We start from the raw sequence: 21,942 nt of genomic DNA on the forward strand, positions 1-21,942 counted from the left end.
CCGTTACACTCGGCTTTCGCCGACCGCACGGTCGGGAAAATCGGTCGGCAGTTCTCCTACAAGCAGAATGCAGAAGAGGGAGTACGGTTGGATGAGCAGCGCAGGACGATGGATCGGGGCAGGAGGGGCGGCGGGTGCCGCTCGTTCGTCGTGGGGTGGGCCGGTTGTCGCCGCGGCCTTCCCAAGCCGTTCTGCGGCCTGTAGGCGCGTTCCGGCGCCATCGCGGGTCGTTGCGTGCGCATCCGTATCTGTATTCGCATCCGCATCCGCATGAGCGGCCGGCTTTCCGATCGTGCGCCGCTCGCTGACCTGGCCGCATCAGGCCGGATCGGCGTGCCTCTCCTTGTTCGTTGCGCATGCATCGATTGCCCGCACGTTTCCGCATTTCTCCGCTTTCTTCATCCTGACGACACCGCTGTTGCGCATCGTGACGGTCGAACGACCGTTTCGACCGGCAGGCGGGTGCGTCCGTGCGCGGTGCCATCCGGGCGCCGTCGTGGGGGCGGTGTTTCACGGGAAAACGAGCGTAGGCGTGGCAAGGCGAGATAGTTAAATTATTAACTTGTTTGGGGGCCGGGAGCCGCCCGAGCGACCCGTGGCTTTTTCGAGCAGCGTTTGGAGACAACGTAAATGAAAATGAATCGATGGATGGAGGCCGTGCTTGCCGCGGGCCTCGTGTGCGCGGCGGCGACGGCGTCGGCGCAGGTGAAGATCGGCGTGACGCTGTCGGCCACCGGGCCGGCCGCGTCGCTCGGGATTCCGGAAAAGAACACGATCGCGCTGCTGCCGAAGGAAATCGCGGGCAAGAGCGTGCAGTACATCGTGCTCGACGACGCATCCGACACGAGCCGCGCGGTGCAGAACGTGCGCAAGCTGATCGACGAGGATCACGTCGACGCGATCATCGGTTCGTCCGTCACGCCGAACTCGCTCGCGATGCTTGATCCCGTGTCGCAGGGCAAGACGCCGACGATCTCGCTCGCCGCGAGCGCGCAGATCATCTCGCCGATGGATGCGAAGCGTGCATGGATGTTCAAGGTGCCGCAGAACGACCAGCTGATGGCCGATGCGATCGCCGGCTACATGGCGAAGCACGGCGTGAAGACGGTCGGCTTCATCGGCTTCGCCGATGCGTACGGCGACAGCTGGTACAACACGTTCAATGCGGCGGCCGCGAAGAACGGCCTGAAGGTCGTGTCGAACGAGCGCTACAACCGCACCGACGCGTCGGTGATGGGGCAGGTGCTGAAGCTGATGGGCTCGAATCCCGATGCGGTGCTGATTGCCGGCTCGGGTACGCCGGCGGCGCTGCCGGCGAAGACGCTGAAGGAGCGCGGCTACAAGGGCAAGGTGTACCAGACGCACGGCGTCGCGAACAACGATTTCCTGCGCGTGTGCGGCAAGGACTGCGAAGGCGAGATCCTGCCGGCCGGCCCTGTGCTCGTGACCGACCAGCTGCCCGATTCGAATCCGGTAAAGAAGCCGGCGCTCGGCTACAAGGCCGCGTACGAGAAGGCGTACGGCGCGGGCTCGCTGGCGACGTTCGGCGGCCACGCGTGGGACGCCGGGTTGCTGCTGCAGCGTGCGATTCCGGAAGCGCTGAAGAAGGGCCAGCCGGGTACCGAGGCGTTCCGCGAGGCGCTGCGCGCGTCGATCGAGAACGTGAAGGACCTGCCTGTGTCGCACGGCGTGATCAACATGACGCCGACTGACCACAACGGCTTCGACACGCGTGCGCGCGTGATGGTGCAAATCGTCGACGGCAAGTGGAAACTGCAGGCCGAGTAAGCCTCACGTGAAACCGGCGTGCGCGGCGCGAACGGCGCCGTGCATGCCGTCGGCAGGGTGTCGGGCCCGACGGGCCCCACCCGTGCCCAAGTCGTATGGAACCACCGGGGGGCTCGCCGCGTGGCGCCCGACGCGCCGATCTTGCCGTCCGTGTGCCCCGGCCGTTCCTGTCTTTCGTTGCTCCGCAGCATTCTCGATACACGACACGTATGGATCTCTCGATTGCGGCGATCCTCGCGCAAGACGGCATCACGACCGGCGCCATTTATGCATTGCTGTCGCTGGCGCTCGTACTGGTGTTTTCCGTCACGCGGGTGATCTTCATTCCCCAGGGCGAATTCGTCGCCTACGGTGCGCTGACGCTTGCCGCGTTACAGGCGCAGAAATTCCCCGCCACCTGCTGGCTGCTGTTCGTGATGGGCATCGCATGCTTCCTGCTCGAAGTCGGCGGCCTGATCCGGCATCGCGAACGGCGTCATCAGCTCGGCCGCACGCTTGCGACGCTCGGCAGCCGCTACGTCCTGCTGCCGCTCGCGGTGTTCGCGATCACGCGCAGCTTTGCCGCGCAGCCGCTGCCGATGCTCGCGCAGATCGCGCTGACGCTCGCGATCGTCGTGCCGATGGGGCCGTTCGTCTACCGGCTCGTGTACCAGCCGATCGCCGAAGGCACGACGCTGCTGCTGCTGATCGTGTCGGTCGCCGTCCATTTCGCGATGGTCGGCCTCGGGCTCGTGATGTTCGGCGCGGAAGGCTCGCGCACCAACGGGTTCTCGGATGCGGCGCTGTCGATCGGCAGCATGACCGTGTCGGTGCAGAGCATCCTGGTCGTCGTGACGGCGCTCGTGCTGATCGGTGCGCTCTACGTGTACTTCGGCCGCACGATCGCCGGCAAGGCGTTGCGCGCGACGTCGGTGAACCGGCTCGGCGCGCGGCTCGTCGGCATCGGTACGACCGAGGCAGGGCGGCTCGCGTTCACGCTCGCGGCGGGGCTCGGCGTGCTGTCCGGGATCCTCGTCGGCCCGCTGACGACGATCTACTACGACTCGGGCTTCCTGATTGGCCTGAAGGGCTTCGTCGGCGCAATCATCGGCGGGCTCGTCAGCTATCCGCTCGCGGCCGCCGGCTCGCTGCTCGTCGGTGTGCTCGAATCGTATTCGTCATTCTGGGCGAGCGCCTACAAGGAGGTGATCGTGTTCACGCTGATCATTCCGGTGCTGCTGTGGCGGAGCTTCGCCACGCCGCACGCGGAAGAAGAAGAGGAGTGACACGATGAAGACGATGGTACGCAACAAGACCTTCTGGGTGTTTCTCGTGGTGCTGTTCGCGCTGCCGGTGCTGCCTGGCGCACTGCAGGTGCCCGAATACTGGATCACGCTGCTGAACTACATCGGCCTCTACGCGATCGTCGCGATCGGGCTCGTGCTGCTGACGGGTGTCGGCGGGATGACGAGCTTCGGGCAGGCTGCGTTCGTCGGCATCGGCGCGTATGCGACCGCGTTCCTGACGACGCGGTATGGCGTGTCGCCGTGGCTCGCGCTGATCGTCGGTGTCGTGCTGACGGCGCTCGTTGCGCTCGTGCTCGGCGCGGTCACGATGCGGCTGTCCGGCCACTTCCTGCCGCTCGGCACGATCGCATGGGGCCTCGCGCTGTTCTACCTGTTCGGCAACCTCGAACTGCTCGGCAAGTACGACGGGATCAACGGGATTCCGGCGCTGAACCTGTTCGGCGTCCAACTCGGAACCGGCCGCAGCCTGTATTTCCTGATCTGGGCCGTCGTGCTGGCTGCGATCGTGTCGGTGCAGAACCTGCTGAACAGCCGCCCGGGCCGCGCGATCCGCGCGCTGCGCGGCGGCGGGGTGATGGCCGAGGCGATGGGCGTGAACACCGCATGGATGCGCGTCGTGATCTTCGTCTATGCGGCCGTGCTCGCGGCCGTCTCGGGCTTCCTGTACGCGCATCTGCAGCGCGCGGTGAACCCGACGCCATTCGGGCTGAACCACGGGATCGAGTTCCTGTTCATGGCCGTGGTCGGCGGCGTGTCGCACGTGTGGGGCGCGGTGCTCGGCGCGGCGATCCTGACCGTGCTGCAGGACTATCTGCAGACGCTGCTGCCGAAGTTGCTCGGTTCGGAAGGCAACTTCGAGATCATCGTGTTCGGCGTGCTGATGGTGCTGCTGCTGCAGTACGCGCGCCAGGGCGTGTGGCCGTTCGTCGCCAGGCTGTTCCCGCGCGGGCCGCGTGCGCATGTGCCCGAAAACGCCGATCCGCTGCCGCAGCGCGCGAAGCCGGCGGCCGGCGAGCCGCTGCTCGTCGTCGACCGCGCGCGCAAGCAGTTCGGCGGGCTCGTGGCCGTCAACGACGTCAGCTTCGCCGTGAAAGCGGGGCAGATCATCGGGCTGATCGGCCCGAACGGCGCCGGCAAGTCGACCACGTTCAACCTGGTGACGGGTGTCCTGAAGCCGACCGGCGGCACGATCACGTTCCGTGGCGAGCGCATCGACGGGCTCACATCGCGCCAGATCGTCCGCCGTGGCATCGGCCGGACGTTCCAGCACGTGAAGCTGTTGCCGGCGATGACGGTGCTCGAAAATGTCGCGATCGGTGCGCACCTGCGCGGGCATACGGGCGTGTGGCGCAGCGTCGCGCGGCTCAATGCGCATGAGGAAGCACAACTGCTCGCCGAAGCTGCGCGCCAGATCCGCCGGGTGGGGCTCGAAAAGCACATGTACGACGAAGCGGGCAGCCTCGCGCTCGGCCAGCAGCGGATTCTCGAAATCGCGCGGGCGCTGTGCTGCGATCCGACTTTGCTGCTGCTCGACGAGCCGGCCGCCGGGCTGCGCTACCAGGAGAAGCAGCAACTCGCCGACCTGCTGCGGCGGCTGAAGGCGGAAGGCATGAGCGTGTTGCTCGTGGAACACGACATGGATTTCGTGATGAATCTCACCGACCGGCTGGTGGTGATGGAATTCGGTACGCGGATCGCGGAAGGGCTGCCGCAGGACGTGCAGCAGGATCCGGCGGTGCTCGAAGCGTATCTGGGCGGGGTGGAGTGATGACGGACACGATGATGCCGATTCTCGACGTGCGCGGGCTGGCAGTCCGGTACGGGAAGGTGGAGGCGCTGCACGGTGCGGCGATCAAGGTCGGCGCGGGACAGATCGTCAGCGTGATCGGCCCGAATGGTGCCGGCAAATCGACGCTGCTGAACGCGATCATGGGCGCGCTGCCGGTGACCGGGCATGCGTCGGGCGCGGTCGTGTATCGCGGTCGCGACGTCGGCGCATTGCCGGTTGAGCAGCGCGTCGCACGCGGGATGTGTCTCGTGCCGGAAAAGCGCGAGCTGTTCAGCACGATGACGGTCGAAGACAACCTCGTGCTGGGCGCATATCGGCGCAAGCAGGCCGGTGAAGCGAACTTCCTCGACCAGCTCGATCATGTGTTTGCACTGTTTCCGCGGCTGAAGGAGCGGCGCAAGCAGGCGGCCGGCACGCTGTCCGGCGGCGAGCGGCAAATGCTCGCGGTCGGCCGCGCGCTGATGGGCAAGCCCGACCTGTTGATGCTCGACGAGCCGAGCCTCGGGCTGGCGCCGCTGATCGTGAAGGAGATCTTTCATATCATCAGCGCGTTGCGCGGTACGGGCGTGGCGACGCTGCTGATCGAACAGAATGCGCGGGCGGCACTGCAAATCTCCGACTACGGCTATGTGCTGGAGACGGGTGAGTTTGCGCTGGAAGGGCCGGCGGCTGAACTTGCGCAGAATCCGCGCGTGATCGAAACGTACCTTGGGTTGGTGAAGAAGACGGCTTGATCGGTGGCGCGGTCGGCGGGAAACGAGCGGCGTGTTTCACGTGAAACACGTCGTTTTTGTTTTCGGGGTGAGAGGGGATGCCGATACATCGACGATTGGCAGCCAGGGGATAGGTGCCGGGAAAAACAGTCGGACGTTCTGTGCAGTGGCGGCGCGCGAGGTGTTCACAGTGCAGACGGCGATCCGGTGCACCGCTCGGGGGTGGTTGTTGCTTGCTCCCACAGGCCGATGTCGTGCCGGGAGGGGATAACTGTCGGGCGAACCGACGGAAATTCTGTGGGGGAAGGGGGCGAGTGCGATCGCACAGGGTGTTTCGTTCGGCGTGTTGCGTGGTCCACAGGCGTCGAATGGGTCGCGTGTTCCACGTGGTTTTTCCCGGCAACCGGATCTCTGCACAGACACAACGATGGCGGCAGGCGACCCGGAAGCATGGCCGGAGTAGGTTCTGAGCCACAGATTCATAGGTCCATCACCGAAAAAATGTCGAAATGCACAGACCCTACCATTCGGACGGCCTTCGGGTGAAAAGCGAACCCGCTATAATTCGGCCCATACATTTCTCAGATAGGTTCGTGCGCAGCCCTGCGTACGGAATCCACCATGCTTTTTCCCACAGAATTTGACGTCATCGTCGTCGGTGGCGGTCATGCCGGCACGGAAGCCGCGCTGGCGTCCGCCCGCATGGGCGCAAAGACACTGCTGCTGACCCACAACATCGAAACGCTTGGGCAGATGAGCTGCAATCCGTCGATCGGCGGCATTGGCAAGGGCCATCTGGTCAAGGAAGTCGATGCGCTGGGCGGCGCAATGGCAGCCGCGACGGACGAGAGCGGTATTCAGTTCCGGATCCTCAATTCGTCGAAGGGTCCGGCTGTGCGCGCGACGCGTGCGCAGGCCGATCGTATCCTGTACAAGGCCGCGATCCGCCACCGGCTCGAGAACCAGCCGAATCTCTGGTTGTTCCAGCAGGCTGTCGACGACCTGATGGTCGAAGGCGACCGTGTGGTGGGCGCCGTTACGCAGATCGGCATCCGCTTCCGCGCCCGTGCGGTGGTGCTGACCGCCGGTACCTTCCTCGACGGCAAGATCCACGTCGGCCTGAACAACTACACGGGCGGCCGCGCGGGCGATCCGGCGGCCGTGTCGCTGTCGTCGCGCCTGAAGGAGCTGAAGCTGCCGCAGGGCCGCCTGAAGACGGGTACGCCGCCGCGCATCGATGGCCGTTCGATCGATTTCTCGAAGTTGGACGAACAGCCGGGCGATTTCGATCCAGTCCCCGTATTCTCGTTCCTGGGCCGCGCAGAGCAGCATCCGCAGCAGCTGCCGTGCTGGGTCACGCACACGAACGAGCGCACGCACGACATCATTCGTGGCGGTCTCGATCGTTCGCCTATGTATACAGGCGTGATCGAAGGCGTCGGGCCGCGCTATTGCCCGTCGATCGAGGACAAGATCCACCGGTTCGCCTCGAAGGAATCGCACCAGATCTTCCTGGAGCCGGAAGGGCTGACGACCAACGAGTTCTACCCGAACGGAATCTCGACGAGCCTGCCGTTCGACGTCCAGCTCGAGCTCGTGCATTCGATGCGCGGCCTCGAGAACGCGCATATCCTGCGCCCCGGCTACGCGATCGAGTACGATTACTTCGACCCGCGCGCACTGAAGGCATCGCTCGAGACGAAGGCGATCAACGGGCTGTTCTTTGCGGGCCAGATCAACGGGACAACCGGCTATGAAGAAGCGGCCGCGCAGGGTCTGCTGGCCGGCCTCAACGCGGGCCGCTACGTGCAGGAGAAGGATGCCTGGTGCCCGCGCCGCGACCAGGCGTACCTTGGCGTGCTGGTCGACGATCTCGTGACGCGTGGTGTGGCCGAGCCGTACCGGATGTTCACGAGCCGTGCCGAGTATCGCCTCAGCTTGCGTGAAGACAACGCCGACATGCGCCTGACCGAGATCGGCCGCGAACTGGGGCTCGTCGACGACGTGCGCTGGGACGCGTTCAGCCGGAAGCGCGACGCTGTTTCACGTGAAACCGAACGCCTGAAGTCGACGTGGGTCACGCCGAAGACGTTGCCGCCGGAAGAGGCGACCGCGCTGCTCGGCAAGGCGATCGACCACGAATACAGCCTCGCCGAGCTGCTGCGCCGTCCGGGTGTCAGCTACGACGGCGTGTGTGGCCTGAAGGGCGGCGAATGCGGCCCCGCAGAGCCGCTGGCGGACGATTCGGTGCTGCTCGAGCAGATCAAGGAGCAGGTCGAGATCGGCATCAAGTATCAGGGCTATATCGAGCGCCAGGCATCGGAAATCGAACGCAACGATGCGAACGAGAACACGCGCCTGCCGGACGGTATCGATTACCGCGAAGTCCGTGGGCTGTCGTTCGAGGTGAGCCAGAAGCTCAACGAGTTCCGGCCTGAAACGATCGGGCAGGCGTCGCGTATCTCGGGTGTCACGCCGGCAGCGATCTCGCTGCTGATGGTGCACCTGAAGCGTCGCGGTCTGGGCCGCCGTAATGGCACTGCCGAAGCGGCAACGGAGCAGGGGGACGGCACCGTCCCGACGCAACAATGACGGCGCGTCGCGCGCCGGCGGTTAATCGGGACGTACTGGAAGGGATGCTCGTCGAAGGCACGACGGCGCTCGACCTCGCGCTGACGGATGCACAACGCAACCAGCTGCTCGACTACGTCGAACTGCTCGGCAAGTGGAACGCGGTCTACAACCTGACCGCGATCCGCGACCCGAAGCAGATGCTGATCCAGCACATCCTCGATTCGCTCTCCATCGTCCCGCATCTGCGCGGCCGTGCCTCGGCCCGCGTGCTCGACGTCGGCTCGGGCGGCGGGTTGCCGGGTATCGTGCTGGCGATCGTCGAGCCGGATTGGCAGGTCACGCTGAACGATATCGTGCAGAAGAAGTCTGCATTCCAGACTCAGATGCGCGCGGAGCTGAAGCTCGCGAACCTGTCGGTGGTCACCGGGCGAGTCGAATCACTGCAGCCGGGCGTCGAAGTGCCGGAAAAATTCGACATGATCGTATCCCGCGCTTTCGCGGATCTGTCCGACTTCGTTAAACTTGCTCGACATCTGGTCGCGCCGGGCGGATCGATCTGGGCAATGAAGGGCGTCCACCCGGACGACGAGATTGCGCGGTTGCCGGAAGGCAGCCGCGTCAAGCAGACGATACGGCTGGCGGTGCCGATGCTCGATGCCGAACGGCATCTGATCGAAGTGGCCGTCAACGAGGCGAATTGACGGGAAGGCGCGCGGTAGCGCGCCGTTTGTTTGAAGGTAAAGGGAACACACCAACGATGGCAAAGATCTTCTGCGTTGCAAACCAGAAGGGGGGCGTCGGCAAGACGACGACATCGGTCAATCTCGCCGCAAGCCTTGCAGCGCAGGAGCAACGAGTCTTGCTGATCGATCTCGACCCGCAGGGTAACGCGACGATGGGTAGCGGGATCGACAAGGCTGCCTGCGAAGCGACCGTGTACGAGGTGCTGATCGACGGCGTGTCGGTTACCGACGCGCGCATCCGTCCGGACGGCGTCACCTACGACGTGCTGCCTGCAAACCGCGAGCTGTCCGGTGCCGAGATCGAACTGATCAGCATCGACAATCGCGAGCGCCGGCTGAAGGCCGCGCTCGAGCGCGTGGCGGACGACTACGATTTCGTGCTGATCGATTGCCCGCCGACGCTGTCGCTGCTGACGCTGAACGGGCTGTGCGCGGCGCATGGCGTCGTGATCCCGATGCAGTGCGAGTACTTCGCACTGGAGGGGTTGTCGGACCTCGTCAACACGATCAAGCAGGTTCACGCGAACATGAACCGCGACCTGAAGATCATCGGCTTGTTGCGCGTGATGTTCGATCCGCGCATCACGCTGCAGCAGCAAGTCTCCGATCAACTGAAAGCGCACTTCGGCGACAAGGTGTTCGACGCGGTGATTCCGCGTAACGTGCGCCTGGCGGAAGCGCCGAGTTACGGGCTGCCGGGCGTCGTGTTCGACCGCAGCTCGCGCGGTGCGCAGGCGTATCTCCAGTTCGGTGCCGAGATGATCGAGCGCGTTCGCGCGTTCGAGGTGTCGTGATCCGGACATGAGCGAAGCGAGGAAGAAAGACATGAACGCGGTACCAAAGAAGAAGGGCTTGGGACGTGGCCTCGAAGCGCTGCTCGGCGGCAGTGCCGATATCACCGAAGCGGTGAAGATCGAAGGGGCACCGAACACGCTCGCGCTCGGCAAGCTGCAGGCCGGCAAGTACCAGCCGCGGACGCGGATGGACGAAGGTAGCCTGCAGGAGCTCGCGGCGAGCATTCGCGCGCAGGGCGTGATGCAGCCGATCCTGGTACGGCCTATTTCGTCAGACAAATACGAGATCATCGCGGGCGAGCGCCGCTTCCGCGCGGCGCGCCTGGCGGGCCTCGATGAAGTGCCGGTGCTCGTGAAGGATGTGTCGGACCAGGCCGCCGCGGCGATGGCGCTGATCGAGAACATTCAGCGCGAGGATCTGAACCCGCTTGAAGAAGCGCACGGTATCCAGCGCCTGCTCGACGAGTTCGGTTTCACACACGAACAGGCGGCCGAATCGGTCGGCCGTTCGCGCAGCGCGGTGTCGAACCTGCTGCGCCTGCTGAACCTGGCTTCGCCGGTGCAGACGATGCTGCTGGCCGGCGATCTCGACATGGGGCACGCGCGTGCGCTGCTCGCCGTCGATGCGGCCACGCAGATCACGCTCGCCCATCAGGTCGTCAACAAGCGCATGTCGGTGCGCGAGACCGAGAAGCTCGTCACGCACACGACGAAGGAAGTGCCGGCCGTGAAGGCGCGTGCGAAGGACGACGGCGGGCGCGACACGCGCCGTCTCGAGGAGGAGTTGTCCGACCTGCTCGCGTCGACGGTGAAGATCAAGCTCGGCCGCCGCGGGCGAGGGCAGGTGACGATCGACTTCGGCAACCTCGACGCGCTCGAGGGGATTCTCGTGCGACTGCGCGGCAACGTGGCAACCGAAGAGTAACGGGCGGCACATGGAGGAGAGGGGAGCACCGGTGCCGCGCCGGTGGTTTGGATGGCTTGCGCAGGAGCCCGTGCTATCGGTGCTTGCGGTTGGCCTGATCGTGCTGCAATGGGTGCGTCCGCAACCATTTTCGGTATTGGCCGATCGCGTCGACTGGCAGACGGTCGCGACGCTTGCGGGCCTGCTGATGCTGACCAAGGCACTCGAGTTGTCCGGCTGCCTGATGTGGCTCGCGCACCGCATCGTGCATCACGTGCATTCCGAACGCGGCCTGGCCATGCTGCTGGTCGGGTTCGCCGCGCTGCTGTCGATGTGGCTCACCAACGACGTTGCGCTGTTCGTCGTCGTGCCATTGATGGTGTCGCTGCGTGCGCTGACGCCGCTGCCGTTCCGGCGGCTCGTGATCGTCGTCGCGCTGGCCGTCAACGCGGGATCCGTCGCGACGCCGCTCGGCAATCCTCAGAATCTATTCCTGTGGCAATTGAGCGGCGTGTCGTTCGGCCGCTTCGTGGTCACGCTCGGGCCGCTCGCGATCGCGCTGATGGCGCTGCTGTTCGTACTGACTGCGTGCGCATTTCGCGCGAAGCCGCTTGACTTGTCCGGCGACGTCGTCGCCATTCCCGTCCAGCGCATGCACGCGCTGATCGCCGCGGTGCTGTTCGCTGCCTTCGTGCTGCTCGCCGATGCGCACCATGCTCTGCCGGGCCTGGTTGCCGTCGCAATCGTGCTGCTCGTCGCAAAACGTGACGCAGTCCTCAGGATCGACTGGCTGTTGCTGCTGATCTTCGTGTTGATGTTCGTCGTGCTGCGCAGCGCGGCTGCGCTGCCCGTCATACATGACGCGATTGCGCATGCGCGCCTCGATTCGCCGCTGCGCATTTTCGCAGCCGGTGCCGTGCTGTCGCAGGGCATCAGCAACGTGCCGGCCGCGATCCTGCTATCGGAGTTCACGCGTGACTGGCGCGCGCTCGCGTTCGGCGTATCGGTCGGCGGTTTCGGTTTCGCGATCGGTTCGCTCGCGAACCTGATCGCGGTGCGTCTCGCGAAAGAGCCGCGCATGTGGCTGCCGTTCCACCTGGTCTCGATTCCGTTCGCGCTCGCTAGTGCGGCACTCGGTGCGTGGCTGCTCGTTCACGGTTGAGTGATGCGGGTGCGTGTGGCACAGGCGTGCCATTCGGGTGGCGGGGAGAGTGCACAGCATTCGCGCTGGTTGCAGAGTTGTTGATAAGTACGGCAATCCACAGTCGATCGACTGTGGTGGCATGACAACTGATTGGATGATTCGCTGCGTCAGCGTCGGTCCGGATTTCGCGCATTCGATGCGGTTGGGTGGTCACAGTGTTTTGCCTGTCCGGGCTTCGTGCGGCGCGCGAGCCCGGAGCCGCGTCACAGCATGGAGTCTGGGTGGTAATCGTGCCGCCCCGCCAGCACCCGCGCCGGGCATCGTTTCCTCGCCATTCCCTCATCGCCGGACATTTTCGAGCAAGAAATACCGGCGCAAAAAAGCGACCTTACAACTGTCATCGTACGTCGTCGAATCGCAGGTTTTTTCACATGATGAGGCGTCGTTTTACGCAGGTTTTTGTCGCGTCTAAAGCCTTGAATCACTTGCAACTATCGCTTACAATCGCCCGGATTTGTTAGCTAGGCACCCCTGAAAGCTTTCAGAAAGCTTGGGGCCGGATTCAAGGATTTTGCGGAAGATTGCGATGGCGGGTCAGGCGCCGGACAACAGGCACGATGATCAGCGCACGCAACGCACCGCTTCAGCGGCCGGCGAGCGGCGCGAATCCGACGATGACTGGGATGCCGAGCAGCAAGATAACAATATCGTTCCGCTCACACGGGCAGAAGCCGAGAAGCTGTTCGGCCCGGACGTGAGCAAGCCCTCGCGCGTGACCCCCTATAAGGTGGTATTCGCGCAAGTGGTTCTGTCCCTGGTTGCAACGCTGGCGTGGTGGCTGTTTTCGAAGTCGCCGGGCGCCGCTGCGCAATCCGCGTTTCTGGGCGGAGCGATTGGCTGGGTGCCCAGTGCGTTGTTCGTGGCACGACTGAAGGCAGGTGGCTCGGCCACCGTGATGAGCTGGGTGATGGGCGAAGCCCTGAAGCTCGGCCTGACGATCGGGATGTTCGCAGCAGTGGCGTTCGGCTGGTCCGGCGTGCACTGGGTGCCGTTCCTCGTCACGTACCTCGTCGTGCTGAAGACGTACTGGATCGCGCTGGCCTGGCGGTAAGGAACAAGCAGCGTGCGGTTTCGACAACGAACCGCACCGGCCGTTCCCGCAATAGCGTGTTGCGGAACGGGCAAAACGATTTTCGACAATTTGGGTGGCATTAACGATATGGCAGCTAGCGAAGGCACGCGTGGTCCGGATCCGTCCGAGTACATTGCGCACCACTTGCAGAATTTCTCCACCTCGCATCAGACGTCGATTTTCGACATCCACGTCTGGAATCTCGACACGCTGTTCTGGTCGATCGTCTGCGGCATCGTGACGATCCTCGTGCTGCGTCTGGCCGCCCGCAAGGCGACGTCGGGCGTGCCGGGCCGTTTCCAGTGCGCGATCGAGATGCTCGTCGAGATGGTCGAAGACCAATCGAAGGCCATCGTTCACGGCAATCGTACCTTCATCGCTCCGCTCGCGCTCACGGTGTTCGTGTGGGTCGCGCTGATGAACTCCCTCGACTTCCTCCCGGTCGACCTGCCGGGCCGCGTGATCGGCCTGCTCGGTCTGTCGGACGTGATTTCCCACCATCGCATCGTCCCGACGGCCGACCTGAACGGCACGCTCGGCATCGCGCTCGGCGTGTTCGTCCTGATGATCTACTACAGCATCAAGATCAAGGGCGCGGGCGGCTTTGTGCATGAGCTGCTGTCGGCCCCGTTTGGCGCCCACCCGCTGCTGTGGATCCCGAACCTCGCGCTCAACATCGTCGAATATCTCGCGAAGACCGTCTCCCTCGGTATGCGGCTGTTCGGCAACATGTACGCGGGTGAGCTGTTGTTCCTGTTGATCGCCCTGCTCGGCAGCATGTGGAGCTTCGGTGGCGACGCAACGTTCCTCGGCTTCATTGGCCACGTGATCGCGGGCAGCGTCTGGGCAATCTTCCACATCCTGATTGTTCTGTTGCAGGCATTCATTTTCATGATGCTGACGCTGGTGTATCTCGGCCAGGCGCACGACAAGCACTAAGCGCGGCGTGCAAGAAAGAGTTTCCGTTTTAGTTTTTTAAATCTCAGTTCCAAGTCTTTTCACAAAGGAGTGATCATGCAAGCTTACATCGCCAACATCCAGGGTCTGACCGCCATCGGTATCGGCATCATCATCGGCCTGGGTGCAATCGGCGCCTGTATCGGTATCGCGCTGATGGGTGGTAAGTACATCGAAGCCTGCGCACGTCAGCCGGAACTCATCAACCCGCTGCAAACGAAGATGTTCCTGCTGGCTGGTCTGATCGACGCGGCATTCCTGATCGGCGTGGGTGTTGCAATGCTGTTCGCGTTCGCGAACCCGCTCCTGTCGAAGCTCGTCGCAGGCTAAGGTTCCTCGGAAATATGCGTCCGGCGTGAGCCGGCGCAGGGCGGAACGGAGACTTGGGGCGCTGATCGAATGCAACTCGATGAGCGCCTTACCGTTTCATTTTTCCGGAATAGCAGATAAGGAAACACCGTGAATCTCAACGCAACTCTGTTTGCGCAAATGGTCGTGTTCCTGGTCCTCGCGTGGTTCACGATGAAATTCGTGTGGCCGCCGTTGATCAACGCCCTCGACGAACGTTCGAAGAAGATCGCCGACGGCCTCGCCGCCGCCGAGAAGGGCAAGGCGGAACTCGACGCAGCGCACAAGCGCGTGGACCAGGAACTCGCGCAGGCCCGCAATGACGGCCAGCAGCGCATCGCCGACGCTGAAAAGCGTGCCCAGGCGGTCGCCGAGGAAATCAAGGCCAACGCCCAGGCTGAAGCCGCCCGCATCGTCGCGCAGGCGAAGGCGGAAGCCGAACAGCAAATCGTGAAGGCGCGCGAAGCGCTGCGTGGCGAAGTCGCCTCGCTGGCCGTGAAGGGCGCCGAGCAGATCCTGAAGCGCGAAGTCGATCAAACGGCCCACGCCCAACTGCTGAATCAACTGAAAGCCGAGCTCTGATCATGGCCGAACTTGCAACCATCGCCCGCCCTTACGCAGAAGCGCTGTTCCGCGTGGCCGAGGGCGGTGACATCGCCGCCTGGTCCACGCTCGTGCAAGAGCTGGCCCAGGTTGCGCGTCTGCCGGAAGTCCTGTCGGTCGCGTCGAGCCCGAAGGTGACGCGCACGCAAGTAGCCGAGTTGCTGCTTGCTGCGGTGAAGTCGCCGCTCGCGGCCGGCGCCGAAGCGAAGAACTTCGTGCAGATGCTGGTCGACAATCATCGCATCGCGCTGCTGCCGGAAATCGCAGAGCAGTTCGAGGCGCTCAAGAACGAACGTGAAGGTGCAGCCGACGCCGAGATCGTGAGCGCGTTCCCGCTGAACGGTGCGGATCTCGAGGGTCTCGTCTCGGGCCTCGAACGCAAGTTCAAGCGCAAGCTGAAACCGACGGTCGAAGTCGATTCGTCGCTGATCGGCGGCGTACGCGTGACGGTCGGCGACGAAGTGCTCGACACCTCGGTTCGCGCGCGCCTCGCATCGATGCAGGCTGCGTTGACCGCCTGAGCGCCACGCCGGCACGCAACAGAATTGACTATCAGGAGCGAATAATGCAACTCAATCCCTCTGAGATCAGCGAGCTGATCAAGAGCCGGATCCAGGGCCTTGAAGCGAGCGCAGACGTTCGCAACCAGGGCACCGTGATCTCCGTGACCGACGGTATCGTGCGTATCCACGGCCTGTCGGACGTGATGCAGGGCGAAATGCTCGAGTTTCCGGGCAACACGTTCGGCCTCGCGCTGAACCTCGAGCGCGACTCGGTCGGCGCGGTGATTCTCGGCGAATACGAACACATCTCGGAAGGCGACATCGTCAAGACGACGGGCCGCATTCTCGAAGTCCCGGTTGGCCCGGAACTCGTCGGCCGCGTGGTCGACGCGCTCGGCAACCCGATCGACGGCAAGGGCCCGGTCAACGCGAAGCTGACCGACGCGATCGAAAAGATCGCCCCGGGCGTGATCTGGCGTAAGTCGGTGTCGCAGCCGGTGCAGACGGGCATCAAGTCGATCGACGCAATGGTGCCGATCGGCCGTGGCCAGCGTGAGCTGATCATCGGCGACCGTCAGTGCGGCAAGACCGCAGTGGCGCTCGACGCGATCATCAACCAGAAGGGCAAGGACCTGATCTGTATCTACGTCGCGATCGGCCAGAAGGCTTCGTCGATCATGAACGTGGTTCGCAAGCTCGAAGAAACGGGCGCGATGGAATACACGATCGTCGTCGCCGCTTCGGCTTCGGATTCGGCAGCGATGCAGTACCTCGCACCGTACGCCGGCTGCACGATGGGCGAATACTTCCGCGACCGCGGCCAGGACGCGCTGATCATCTATGACGACTTGACCAAGCAGGCTTGGGCATACCGTCAGATCTCGCTGCTGCTGCGCCGCCCGCCGGGCCGTGAAGCGTACCCGGGTGACGTGTTCTATCTCCACTCGCGTCTGCTCGAGCGCGCTGCTCGCGTGTCGGAAGAGTACGTCGAGAAGTTCACGAACGGCGAAGTGAAGGGCAAGAGCGGCTCGCTGACGGCACTGCCGGTCATCGAAACGCAGGCTGGCGACGTGACCGCGTTCGTTCCGACGAACGTGATCTCGATTACCGACGGCCAGATCTTCCTGGAAACCGACCTGTTCAACGCAGGCATCCGCCCGGCAATCAACGCCGGCGTGTCGGTGTCGCGTGTTGGTGGCGCCGCTCAGACGAAGGTCGTGAAGAAGCTGTCGGGCGGTATCCGTACCGACCTCGCGCAGTACCGTGAACTGGCCGCATTCGCGCAGTTCGCATCGGACCTCGACGAAGCGACTCGCAAGCAGCTCGAGCGCGGCCGCCGCGTGACGGAACTGCTGAAGCAGCCGCAGTACCAGCCGCTGCAGGTGTGGGAACTGGCCGTGTCGCTGTACGCCGCAAACAACGGCTACCTCGACGACCTCGACGTCAAGCAAGTGCTGTCGTTCGAGAAGGGCCTGCGCGAAAACCTGAAGACCAGCCACGCTGACCTCATCAAGCGCATCGAAGACACCAAGGATCTCTCGAAGGACGACGAAGGCGCACTGCGCTCGGCGATCGAATCCTTCAAGAAGTCCGGTGCCTATTGATCCGCGAGTGACACACTGAGGCCGCGCGGGTGCTGACGCGCCCGCGCTGCTTCGGTCAAGGAGCAAGCTATGGCTGGAATGAAGGAAATTCGCGGCAAGATCAAGAGCGTGCAGAACACGCGCAAGATCACGAAGGCGATGGAGATGGTGGCCGCATCGAAGATGCGCCGCGCGCAGGAACGCATGCGCGCCGCTCGTCCGTATGCGGACAAGGTCCGTGCCATCGCTGCGCACATGAGCCGCGCGAACCCGGAGTACCGCCACCCGTTCATGGTGGCGAACGAAGGCGCGCAGACGGCCGGCATCATCCTCGTCACGACGGACAAGGGTCTGTGCGGTGGTCTGAACACCAACGTGCTGCGTGCGACGGTGCAGAAGTTCAAGGAGCTGGAAGAGAAGGGCCAGAAGGTCGAAGCTACCGCAATCGGTAGCAAGGGCCTCGGGTTCCTGAACCGCTTCGGCGCGAAGGTGCTGTCGCAGGTCGTGCATCTCGGCGACACCCCGCATCTGGACAAGCTGATCGGCGCCGTGAAGACGCAGCTCGATCTGTACTCGGAAGGCAAGCTGTCGGCGGTTTATATCGCTTACACGCGCTTCGTCAACACGATGAAGCAGGAAGCCGTGATCGAGCAGCTGCTGCCGCTGTCGTCGGAACACTTCGAAGCCGATGACGGTACGCCGGCCACGTCGTGGGACTACATCTACGAGCCGGACGCGCAGGCAGTCGTCGACGAACTGCTCGTGCGTTACGTCGAGGCGCTGGTGTACCAGGCCGTCGCGGAAAACATGGCGTCCGAGCAATCGGCGCGCATGGTCGCGATGAAGGCCGCGTCCGACAACGCGAAGACGGTGATCAGCGAACTGCAGCTCGTGTACAACAAGAGCCGTCAGGCCGCGATTACGAAAGAACTGTCGGAGATCGTCGGCGGCGCAGCCGCTGTTTAAGCGCGCGCCCGGGACGACAACTGCGCCTTTGCGCGAGTAAAGAATCAGGTATTTAAAGGAAATGCGATGAGTACTGCTGCTTTGGTAGAAGGCAAGATCGTACAGTGCATCGGCGCCGTTATCGACGTGGAATTCCCGCGCGACAGCATGCCGAAGATCTACGACGCGCTCATTCTCGATGGCTCGGAACTGACGCTCGAAGTCCAGCAGCAGCTGGGTGACGGCGTGGTCCGTACCATTTGTCTGGGTGCATCCGACGGCCTGCGCCGCGGCCTGACCGTGAAGAACACGGCAAAGCCGATCTCGGTGCCGGTCGGCAAGCCGACCCTCGGCCGGATCATGGACGTGCTCGGCCGTCCGATCGACGAAGCGGGCCCGATCGAAAGCGAAACGACGCGTTCGATCCACCAGAAGGCACCGGCGTTCGACGAACTGTCGCCGTCGACCGAACTGCTCGAAACGGGTATCAAGGTTATCGACCTGATCTGCCCGTTCGCAAAGGGCGGCAAGGTTGGCCTGTTCGGCGGTGCTGGCGTGGGCAAGACCGTCAACATGATGGAGCTCATCAACAACATCGCGAAGGAACACGGCGGTTACTCCGTGTTCGCGGGCGTGGGCGAGCGTACCCGTGAAGGGAACGACTTCTACCACGAAATGAAGGACTCGAACGTTCTCGACAAGGTCGCGCTGGTGTACGGCCAGATGAACGAGCCGCCGGGCAACCGTCTGCGCGTCGCGCTGACCGGCCTGACGATGGCCGAGCACTTCCGTGACGAAGGCCTCGACGTGCTGTTCTTCGTCGACAACATCTACCGTTTTACGCTGGCCGGTACCGAAGTGTCGGCACTGCTCGGCCGTATGCCGTCGGCAGTGGGCTATCAGCCGACGCTGGCTGAAGAAATGGGCAAGCTGCAAGAGCGCATCACGTCGACCAAGAAGGGCTCGATTACGTCGGTTCAGGCCGTGTACGTCCCTGCGGACGACTTGACCGACCCGTCGCCGGCTACGACCTTCGGCCACCTGGACGCAACCGTCGTTCTGTCGCGTGACATCGCTTCGCTGGGTATCTACCCGGCGGTCGACCCGCTCGACTCGACGTCGCGCCAGATCGACCCGAACGTGATCGGTGAAGAGCACTACTCGATCACCCGTCGCGTTCAGCAGACGCTGCAGCGCTACAAGGAACTGCGCGACATCATCGCGATTCTGGGCATGGACGAACTGTCGCCGGAAGACAAGCTGTCGGTCGCACGTGCGCGTAAGATCCAGCGTTTCCTGTCGCAGCCGTTCCACGTCGCTGAAGTGTTCACGGGTTCGCCGGGCAAGTACGTGCCGCTGAAGGAAACGATCCGCGGCTTCAAGATGATCGTCGACGGCGAGTGCGACCACCTGCCGGAACAGGCGTTCTACATGGTCGGCACGATCGACGAAGCCTTCGAAAAGGCCAAGAAGATCTCGTAAGGGTTCGAGTGAGTCGTGCTGGCGTGGTCCGGCCGGGATTAACGGTCCGACTGATAATTCCGGCTGCCACGCCGACTGCAACACGCTCAACCCGCCGTGCATGGGATCGGCGCAGGCGCGCAAGTGCCTGCTCCGATCGGCCGCCGTGGGGCCAGCGCAAGCGCTGAAGCGCTAACGCGGGCCAACCACGGCATGGGACGGGAGTAAGTGCTGAAGCGCTAGCTCCCGCCGACAGGAGTCGTTATGGCAACCATCAAAGTAGACGTCGTCAGCGCGGAAGAGCAGATCTTCTCGGGCGAGGCGAAATTCGTCGCGCTGCCGGGCGAAACGGGTGAGCTGGGTATTCTGCCGGGCCACACGCCGCTGATCACGCGGATTCGTCCGGGTGCGGTGCGCATCGAAGTCGAGGGCGGCAACGACGAATTCGTGTTCGTCGCGGGCGGCATTCTCGAAGTGCAGCCGGGCGCCGTGACGGTGCTCGCCGATACCGCGATCCGCGGCAAGGACCTCGACGCGGCGAAAGCCGAGGAAGCACGCAAGCGTGCCGAGGAAACGCTGCAGAACGCGAAGTCGGATCTCGACCTCGCAAAGGCGCAATCCGAGCTCGCGACCGCAATGGCGCAACTCGAGGCGATCCAGCGTCTGGCGAAGATTCGCAGCCGGCACTGAGCCGCGCCGCGTATCTCGCGAAAGAAAGCAGCCTTCGGGCTGCTTTTTTTCGTCTGCCGTTTTCGTCTGTTCTTTTGCGGGTCGGATCATTCTGTCCGGTCGTGCTATTTCATCCGTCCGCCGTGATTTGATGTCAGAGTGTCGTCAGCCGCGCGCGTCATCATCCGCGTTGAGGCCGTCCGTCGCGATTGCGCGGCGGAGGCGGGCACCGGAAGCGCGCGGGCCGATCAGACAAAAAGGACGGAGACATTCATGGCAGCAGACCTTGGCGTGGGGGCGCTGATCGCGCCCGAAAACGGATTGTCGTACGTGCGCGGCACGACCGACGTGCCGCTCTCCGAAGCGACGATCGGCCGGTTCCTGCTCGACACGGCGGGCCGCTTTCCCGATCGTCCGGCCGTCGTGTTCCGCGAGCAGCAGGTCCGCTGGACCTGGCGCGAGTTCGCGAACGAGGTCGACGTGCTGGCGGCCGGGCTGGCCGCGCTCGGCATCGTGAAGGGCGATCGCGTCGGCATCTGGTCGCCGAACCGCAGCGAATGGCTGCTCACGCAGTTCGCGACCGCGCGAATCGGTGCGGTGCTCGTCAACATCAATCCGGCCTACCGGTTGTCGGAGCTCGAATACGCGCTGAACAAGGTCGGCTGCAAGGCCGTGATCGCCGCCGAGCGCTTCAAGACGTCCGCGTACGTCGAGATGCTGCAGACCATCGCGCCGGAACTCGCGACGGCGACGCCGGGCGACCTGCATGCGGCGCGCGTGCCGAGCCTGCGCACGGTCGTGTCGATGGGCGACGTCGCGCCGGCCGGCATGTTCCGCTTCGCGGACGTGATGGCGCGCGGCCGCGAGGCCGTCGATCCCGCGTTGCTCGATGCGATCGGCGCGACGCTCGCGGCTCACGAGCCGATCAACATCCAGTTCACGAGCGGCACGACGGGCAGCCCGAAGGGCGCGACGCTCACGCATCGCAACGTCGTCAACAACGGGCGCTCGATCGCGACGGCGATGCGCTTCACCGAGCAGGACACGCTGTGCATCCCGGTGCCGCTGTATCACTGTTTCGGGATGGTGCTCGCGGTGCTCGCGTGCGTGTCGAAGGGGGCGGCGATGGTGTTTCCCGGCGAAGCGTTCGACCCGGTCGCGACGCTCGCGGCGGTGGCCGACGAGCGCTGCACCGCGCTGCACGGCGTGCCGACGATGTTCATCGCGGAGCTCGATCATCCGGCGTTCGCGAAATTCGACCTGTCGACGCTGCGCACCGGGATCATGGCCGGCTCGCCGTGCCCGATCGAGACGATGAAGCGTGTCGTGTCGCAGATGCACCTGTCGGAGATCACGATCGCGTACGGGATGACGGAGACGAGCCCGGTGTCGTTCCAGAGCTCGACCGACGATCCGCTCGAGAAGCGCACGACGACGGTCGGGCGCATCCAGCCGCATCTGGAAGTGAAGATCGTCGATCCGAGCGGCGGCATCGTGCCGGTCGGCGTAACGGGCGAGCTGTGCACGAAGGGCTATTCGGTGATGCTCGGCTACTGGGACGACGACGCGAAGACGCGCGAGGTGCTGGTGGATGGCTGGATGCATACGGGCGACCTCGCGACGCTCGATGCGGACGGCTACTGCAACATCGTCGGCCGGCTGAAGGACATGGTGATTCGCGGCGGCGAGAACGTCTATCCGCGCGAGATCGAGGAATTCCTGTTTAGGCATCCGAAGATCCAGAGCGCGCAGGTATTCGGCGTGCCCGATGCGAAGTACGGCGAGGAGCTGTGTGCGTGGATCGTGCTGCGCGCGGATGAGCAGATGACCGAGGACGACGTGCGTGCATTTTGCAGCGGGCAGATCGCGCACTACAAGATCCCGCGCTACATCCGCTTCGTCGACGAGTTGCCGATGACGGTGACGGGCAAGGTGCAGAAGTTCGTGATGCGCGACCGGATGATCGAGGAGCTGAAGCTCGACGTACAGAAGACCGCGTAGCGCGG

Annotated in this window: 19 protein-coding genes; all 19 read left to right on the top strand. The window is 64.0% G+C overall.

Translation table 11 applies throughout. The features are described from left to right. Positions 1-630 precede the first annotated feature (630 nt). On the top strand, positions 631-1,788 hold the full coding sequence (locus B7G54_RS23665; RefSeq protein WP_085041276.1) for an ABC transporter substrate-binding protein: 1,158 nt from the start codon (positions 631-633) through the stop codon (positions 1,786-1,788). A 209-nt stretch (positions 1,789-1,997) separates the two neighbouring features. Then, positions 1,998-3,053: a branched-chain amino acid ABC transporter permease gene (locus B7G54_RS23670; protein WP_085041277.1), complete on the top strand. Its 1,056-nt coding sequence runs from the start codon at positions 1,998-2,000 to the stop codon at positions 3,051-3,053. A 4-nt stretch (positions 3,054-3,057) separates the two neighbouring features. Then, a complete protein-coding gene (locus B7G54_RS23675; RefSeq protein WP_085041278.1) occupies positions 3,058-4,842 on the top strand; it encodes a branched-chain amino acid ABC transporter ATP-binding protein/permease in 1,785 nt (594 codons plus the stop codon). Further along, the gene (locus B7G54_RS23680; RefSeq protein WP_085041279.1) at positions 4,842-5,597 is read left to right on the top strand and encodes an ABC transporter ATP-binding protein; all 756 of its coding nucleotides are present in this window, start codon (positions 4,842-4,844) and stop codon (positions 5,595-5,597) included. The genes B7G54_RS23675 and B7G54_RS23680 overlap by 1 nt, the downstream gene beginning before the upstream one ends. 600 nt (positions 5,598-6,197) lie before the next feature. Then, positions 6,198-8,168 carry a tRNA uridine-5-carboxymethylaminomethyl(34) synthesis enzyme MnmG gene (gene mnmG / locus B7G54_RS23685; protein WP_085041280.1) on the top strand — a complete coding sequence of 657 codons (1,971 nt, stop codon included), beginning with the start codon at positions 6,198-6,200 and terminating at the stop codon, positions 8,166-8,168. Then, the gene (gene rsmG / locus B7G54_RS23690) at positions 8,165-8,851 is read left to right on the top strand and encodes a 16S rRNA (guanine(527)-N(7))-methyltransferase RsmG (RefSeq protein WP_085041281.1); all 687 of its coding nucleotides are present in this window, start codon (positions 8,165-8,167) and stop codon (positions 8,849-8,851) included. Before mnmG ends, rsmG begins: the two co-directional genes overlap by 4 nt. A 56-nt stretch (positions 8,852-8,907) precedes the next feature. Beyond that, complete coding sequence (locus B7G54_RS23695) at positions 8,908-9,687, top strand: ParA family protein (RefSeq protein WP_085041282.1); 780 nt, start codon at positions 8,908-8,910, stop codon at positions 9,685-9,687. 31 nt (positions 9,688-9,718) lie between these two features. After that, on the top strand, positions 9,719-10,612 hold the full coding sequence (locus B7G54_RS23700; protein WP_041492996.1) for a ParB/RepB/Spo0J family partition protein: 894 nt from the start codon (positions 9,719-9,721) through the stop codon (positions 10,610-10,612). Positions 10,613-10,622: 10 nt separating this feature from the next. Continuing rightward, positions 10,623-11,753 (top strand): SLC13 family permease, encoded by a 1,131-nt coding sequence (locus B7G54_RS23705; protein ID WP_085041283.1) that lies wholly within the window; start codon positions 10,623-10,625, stop codon positions 11,751-11,753. 568 nt (positions 11,754-12,321) lie between these two features. Then, positions 12,322-12,846: an ATP synthase subunit I gene (locus tag B7G54_RS23715; protein ID WP_085041284.1), complete on the top strand. Its 525-nt coding sequence runs from the start codon at positions 12,322-12,324 to the stop codon at positions 12,844-12,846. 108 nt (positions 12,847-12,954) lie between these two features. Further along, positions 12,955-13,806 (top strand): F0F1 ATP synthase subunit A, encoded by an 852-nt coding sequence (gene atpB / locus B7G54_RS23720; protein ID WP_085041285.1) that lies wholly within the window; start codon positions 12,955-12,957, stop codon positions 13,804-13,806. A 75-nt stretch (positions 13,807-13,881) separates the two neighbouring features. Further along, on the top strand, positions 13,882-14,154 hold the full coding sequence (gene atpE / locus B7G54_RS23725; RefSeq protein ID WP_021160442.1) for a F0F1 ATP synthase subunit C: 273 nt from the start codon (positions 13,882-13,884) through the stop codon (positions 14,152-14,154). Between the two features lie 129 nt (positions 14,155-14,283). Then, positions 14,284-14,754, top strand: a complete 471-nt coding sequence (locus B7G54_RS23730) for a F0F1 ATP synthase subunit B (RefSeq protein WP_006751767.1) — start codon at positions 14,284-14,286, stop codon at positions 14,752-14,754. A 2-nt stretch (positions 14,755-14,756) separates the two neighbouring features. Further along, a complete protein-coding gene (locus tag B7G54_RS23735) occupies positions 14,757-15,296 on the top strand; it encodes a F0F1 ATP synthase subunit delta (RefSeq protein ID WP_085041286.1) in 540 nt (179 codons plus the stop codon). Between the two features lie 44 nt (positions 15,297-15,340). Further along, positions 15,341-16,882 carry a F0F1 ATP synthase subunit alpha gene (gene atpA, locus B7G54_RS23740; protein WP_021160444.1) on the top strand — a complete coding sequence of 514 codons (1,542 nt, stop codon included), beginning with the start codon at positions 15,341-15,343 and terminating at the stop codon, positions 16,880-16,882. 69 nt (positions 16,883-16,951) lie between these two features. Next, positions 16,952-17,827 carry a F0F1 ATP synthase subunit gamma gene (gene atpG, locus B7G54_RS23745; RefSeq protein WP_085041287.1) on the top strand — a complete coding sequence of 292 codons (876 nt, stop codon included), beginning with the start codon at positions 16,952-16,954 and terminating at the stop codon, positions 17,825-17,827. A gap of 66 nt (positions 17,828-17,893) precedes the next feature. Continuing rightward, the gene (atpD, locus tag B7G54_RS23750; protein ID WP_011350527.1) at positions 17,894-19,288 is read left to right on the top strand and encodes a F0F1 ATP synthase subunit beta; all 1,395 of its coding nucleotides are present in this window, start codon (positions 17,894-17,896) and stop codon (positions 19,286-19,288) included. Between the two features lie 243 nt (positions 19,289-19,531). Next, entirely contained in the window at positions 19,532-19,957 is a 426-nt protein-coding gene (locus B7G54_RS23755) for a F0F1 ATP synthase subunit epsilon (protein WP_006477288.1), read from the top strand. Between the two features lie 252 nt (positions 19,958-20,209). Further along, positions 20,210-21,937, top strand: coding sequence for an AMP-binding protein (locus B7G54_RS23760; RefSeq protein WP_085041288.1), 1,728 nt, complete (start codon positions 20,210-20,212; stop codon positions 21,935-21,937). Positions 21,938-21,942 lie beyond the last annotated feature (5 nt).

The sequence above is a fragment of the Burkholderia puraquae genome (assembly GCF_002099195.1).
Classification (GTDB): domain Bacteria; phylum Pseudomonadota; class Gammaproteobacteria; order Burkholderiales; family Burkholderiaceae; genus Burkholderia; species Burkholderia puraquae.

Bases quoted from the DNA above. Each gene is read 5' to 3' on its own strand.
- rsmG (WP_085041281.1), top strand. From the start codon at position 8,165: ATGACGGCGCGTCGCGCGCCGGCGGTTAATCGGGACGTACTGGAAGGG.
- B7G54_RS23700 (WP_041492996.1), top strand. From the start codon at position 9,719: ATGAACGCGGTACCAAAGAAGAAGGGCTTGGGACGTGGCCTCGAAGCG.
- mnmG (WP_085041280.1), top strand. From the start codon at position 6,198: ATGCTTTTTCCCACAGAATTTGACGTCATCGTCGTCGGTGGCGGTCAT.
- B7G54_RS23695 (WP_085041282.1), top strand. From the start codon at position 8,908: ATGGCAAAGATCTTCTGCGTTGCAAACCAGAAGGGGGGCGTCGGCAAG.
- B7G54_RS23715 (WP_085041284.1), top strand. From the start codon at position 12,322: ATGGCGGGTCAGGCGCCGGACAACAGGCACGATGATCAGCGCACGCAA.
- B7G54_RS23755 (WP_006477288.1), top strand. From the start codon at position 19,532: ATGGCAACCATCAAAGTAGACGTCGTCAGCGCGGAAGAGCAGATCTTC.
- atpD (WP_011350527.1), top strand. From the start codon at position 17,894: ATGAGTACTGCTGCTTTGGTAGAAGGCAAGATCGTACAGTGCATCGGC.
- B7G54_RS23680 (WP_085041279.1), top strand. From the start codon at position 4,842: ATGACGGACACGATGATGCCGATTCTCGACGTGCGCGGGCTGGCAGTC.
- atpA (WP_021160444.1), top strand. From the start codon at position 15,341: ATGCAACTCAATCCCTCTGAGATCAGCGAGCTGATCAAGAGCCGGATC.
- B7G54_RS23675 (WP_085041278.1), top strand. From the start codon at position 3,058: ATGAAGACGATGGTACGCAACAAGACCTTCTGGGTGTTTCTCGTGGTG.
- B7G54_RS23705 (WP_085041283.1), top strand. From the start codon at position 10,623: ATGGAGGAGAGGGGAGCACCGGTGCCGCGCCGGTGGTTTGGATGGCTT.
- atpE (WP_021160442.1), top strand. From the start codon at position 13,882: ATGCAAGCTTACATCGCCAACATCCAGGGTCTGACCGCCATCGGTATC.
- B7G54_RS23665 (WP_085041276.1), top strand. From the start codon at position 631: ATGAAAATGAATCGATGGATGGAGGCCGTGCTTGCCGCGGGCCTCGTG.
- B7G54_RS23735 (WP_085041286.1), top strand. From the start codon at position 14,757: ATGGCCGAACTTGCAACCATCGCCCGCCCTTACGCAGAAGCGCTGTTC.
- B7G54_RS23670 (WP_085041277.1), top strand. From the start codon at position 1,998: ATGGATCTCTCGATTGCGGCGATCCTCGCGCAAGACGGCATCACGACC.
- atpB (WP_085041285.1), top strand. From the start codon at position 12,955: ATGGCAGCTAGCGAAGGCACGCGTGGTCCGGATCCGTCCGAGTACATT.
- B7G54_RS23760 (WP_085041288.1), top strand. From the start codon at position 20,210: ATGGCAGCAGACCTTGGCGTGGGGGCGCTGATCGCGCCCGAAAACGGA.
- atpG (WP_085041287.1), top strand. From the start codon at position 16,952: ATGGCTGGAATGAAGGAAATTCGCGGCAAGATCAAGAGCGTGCAGAAC.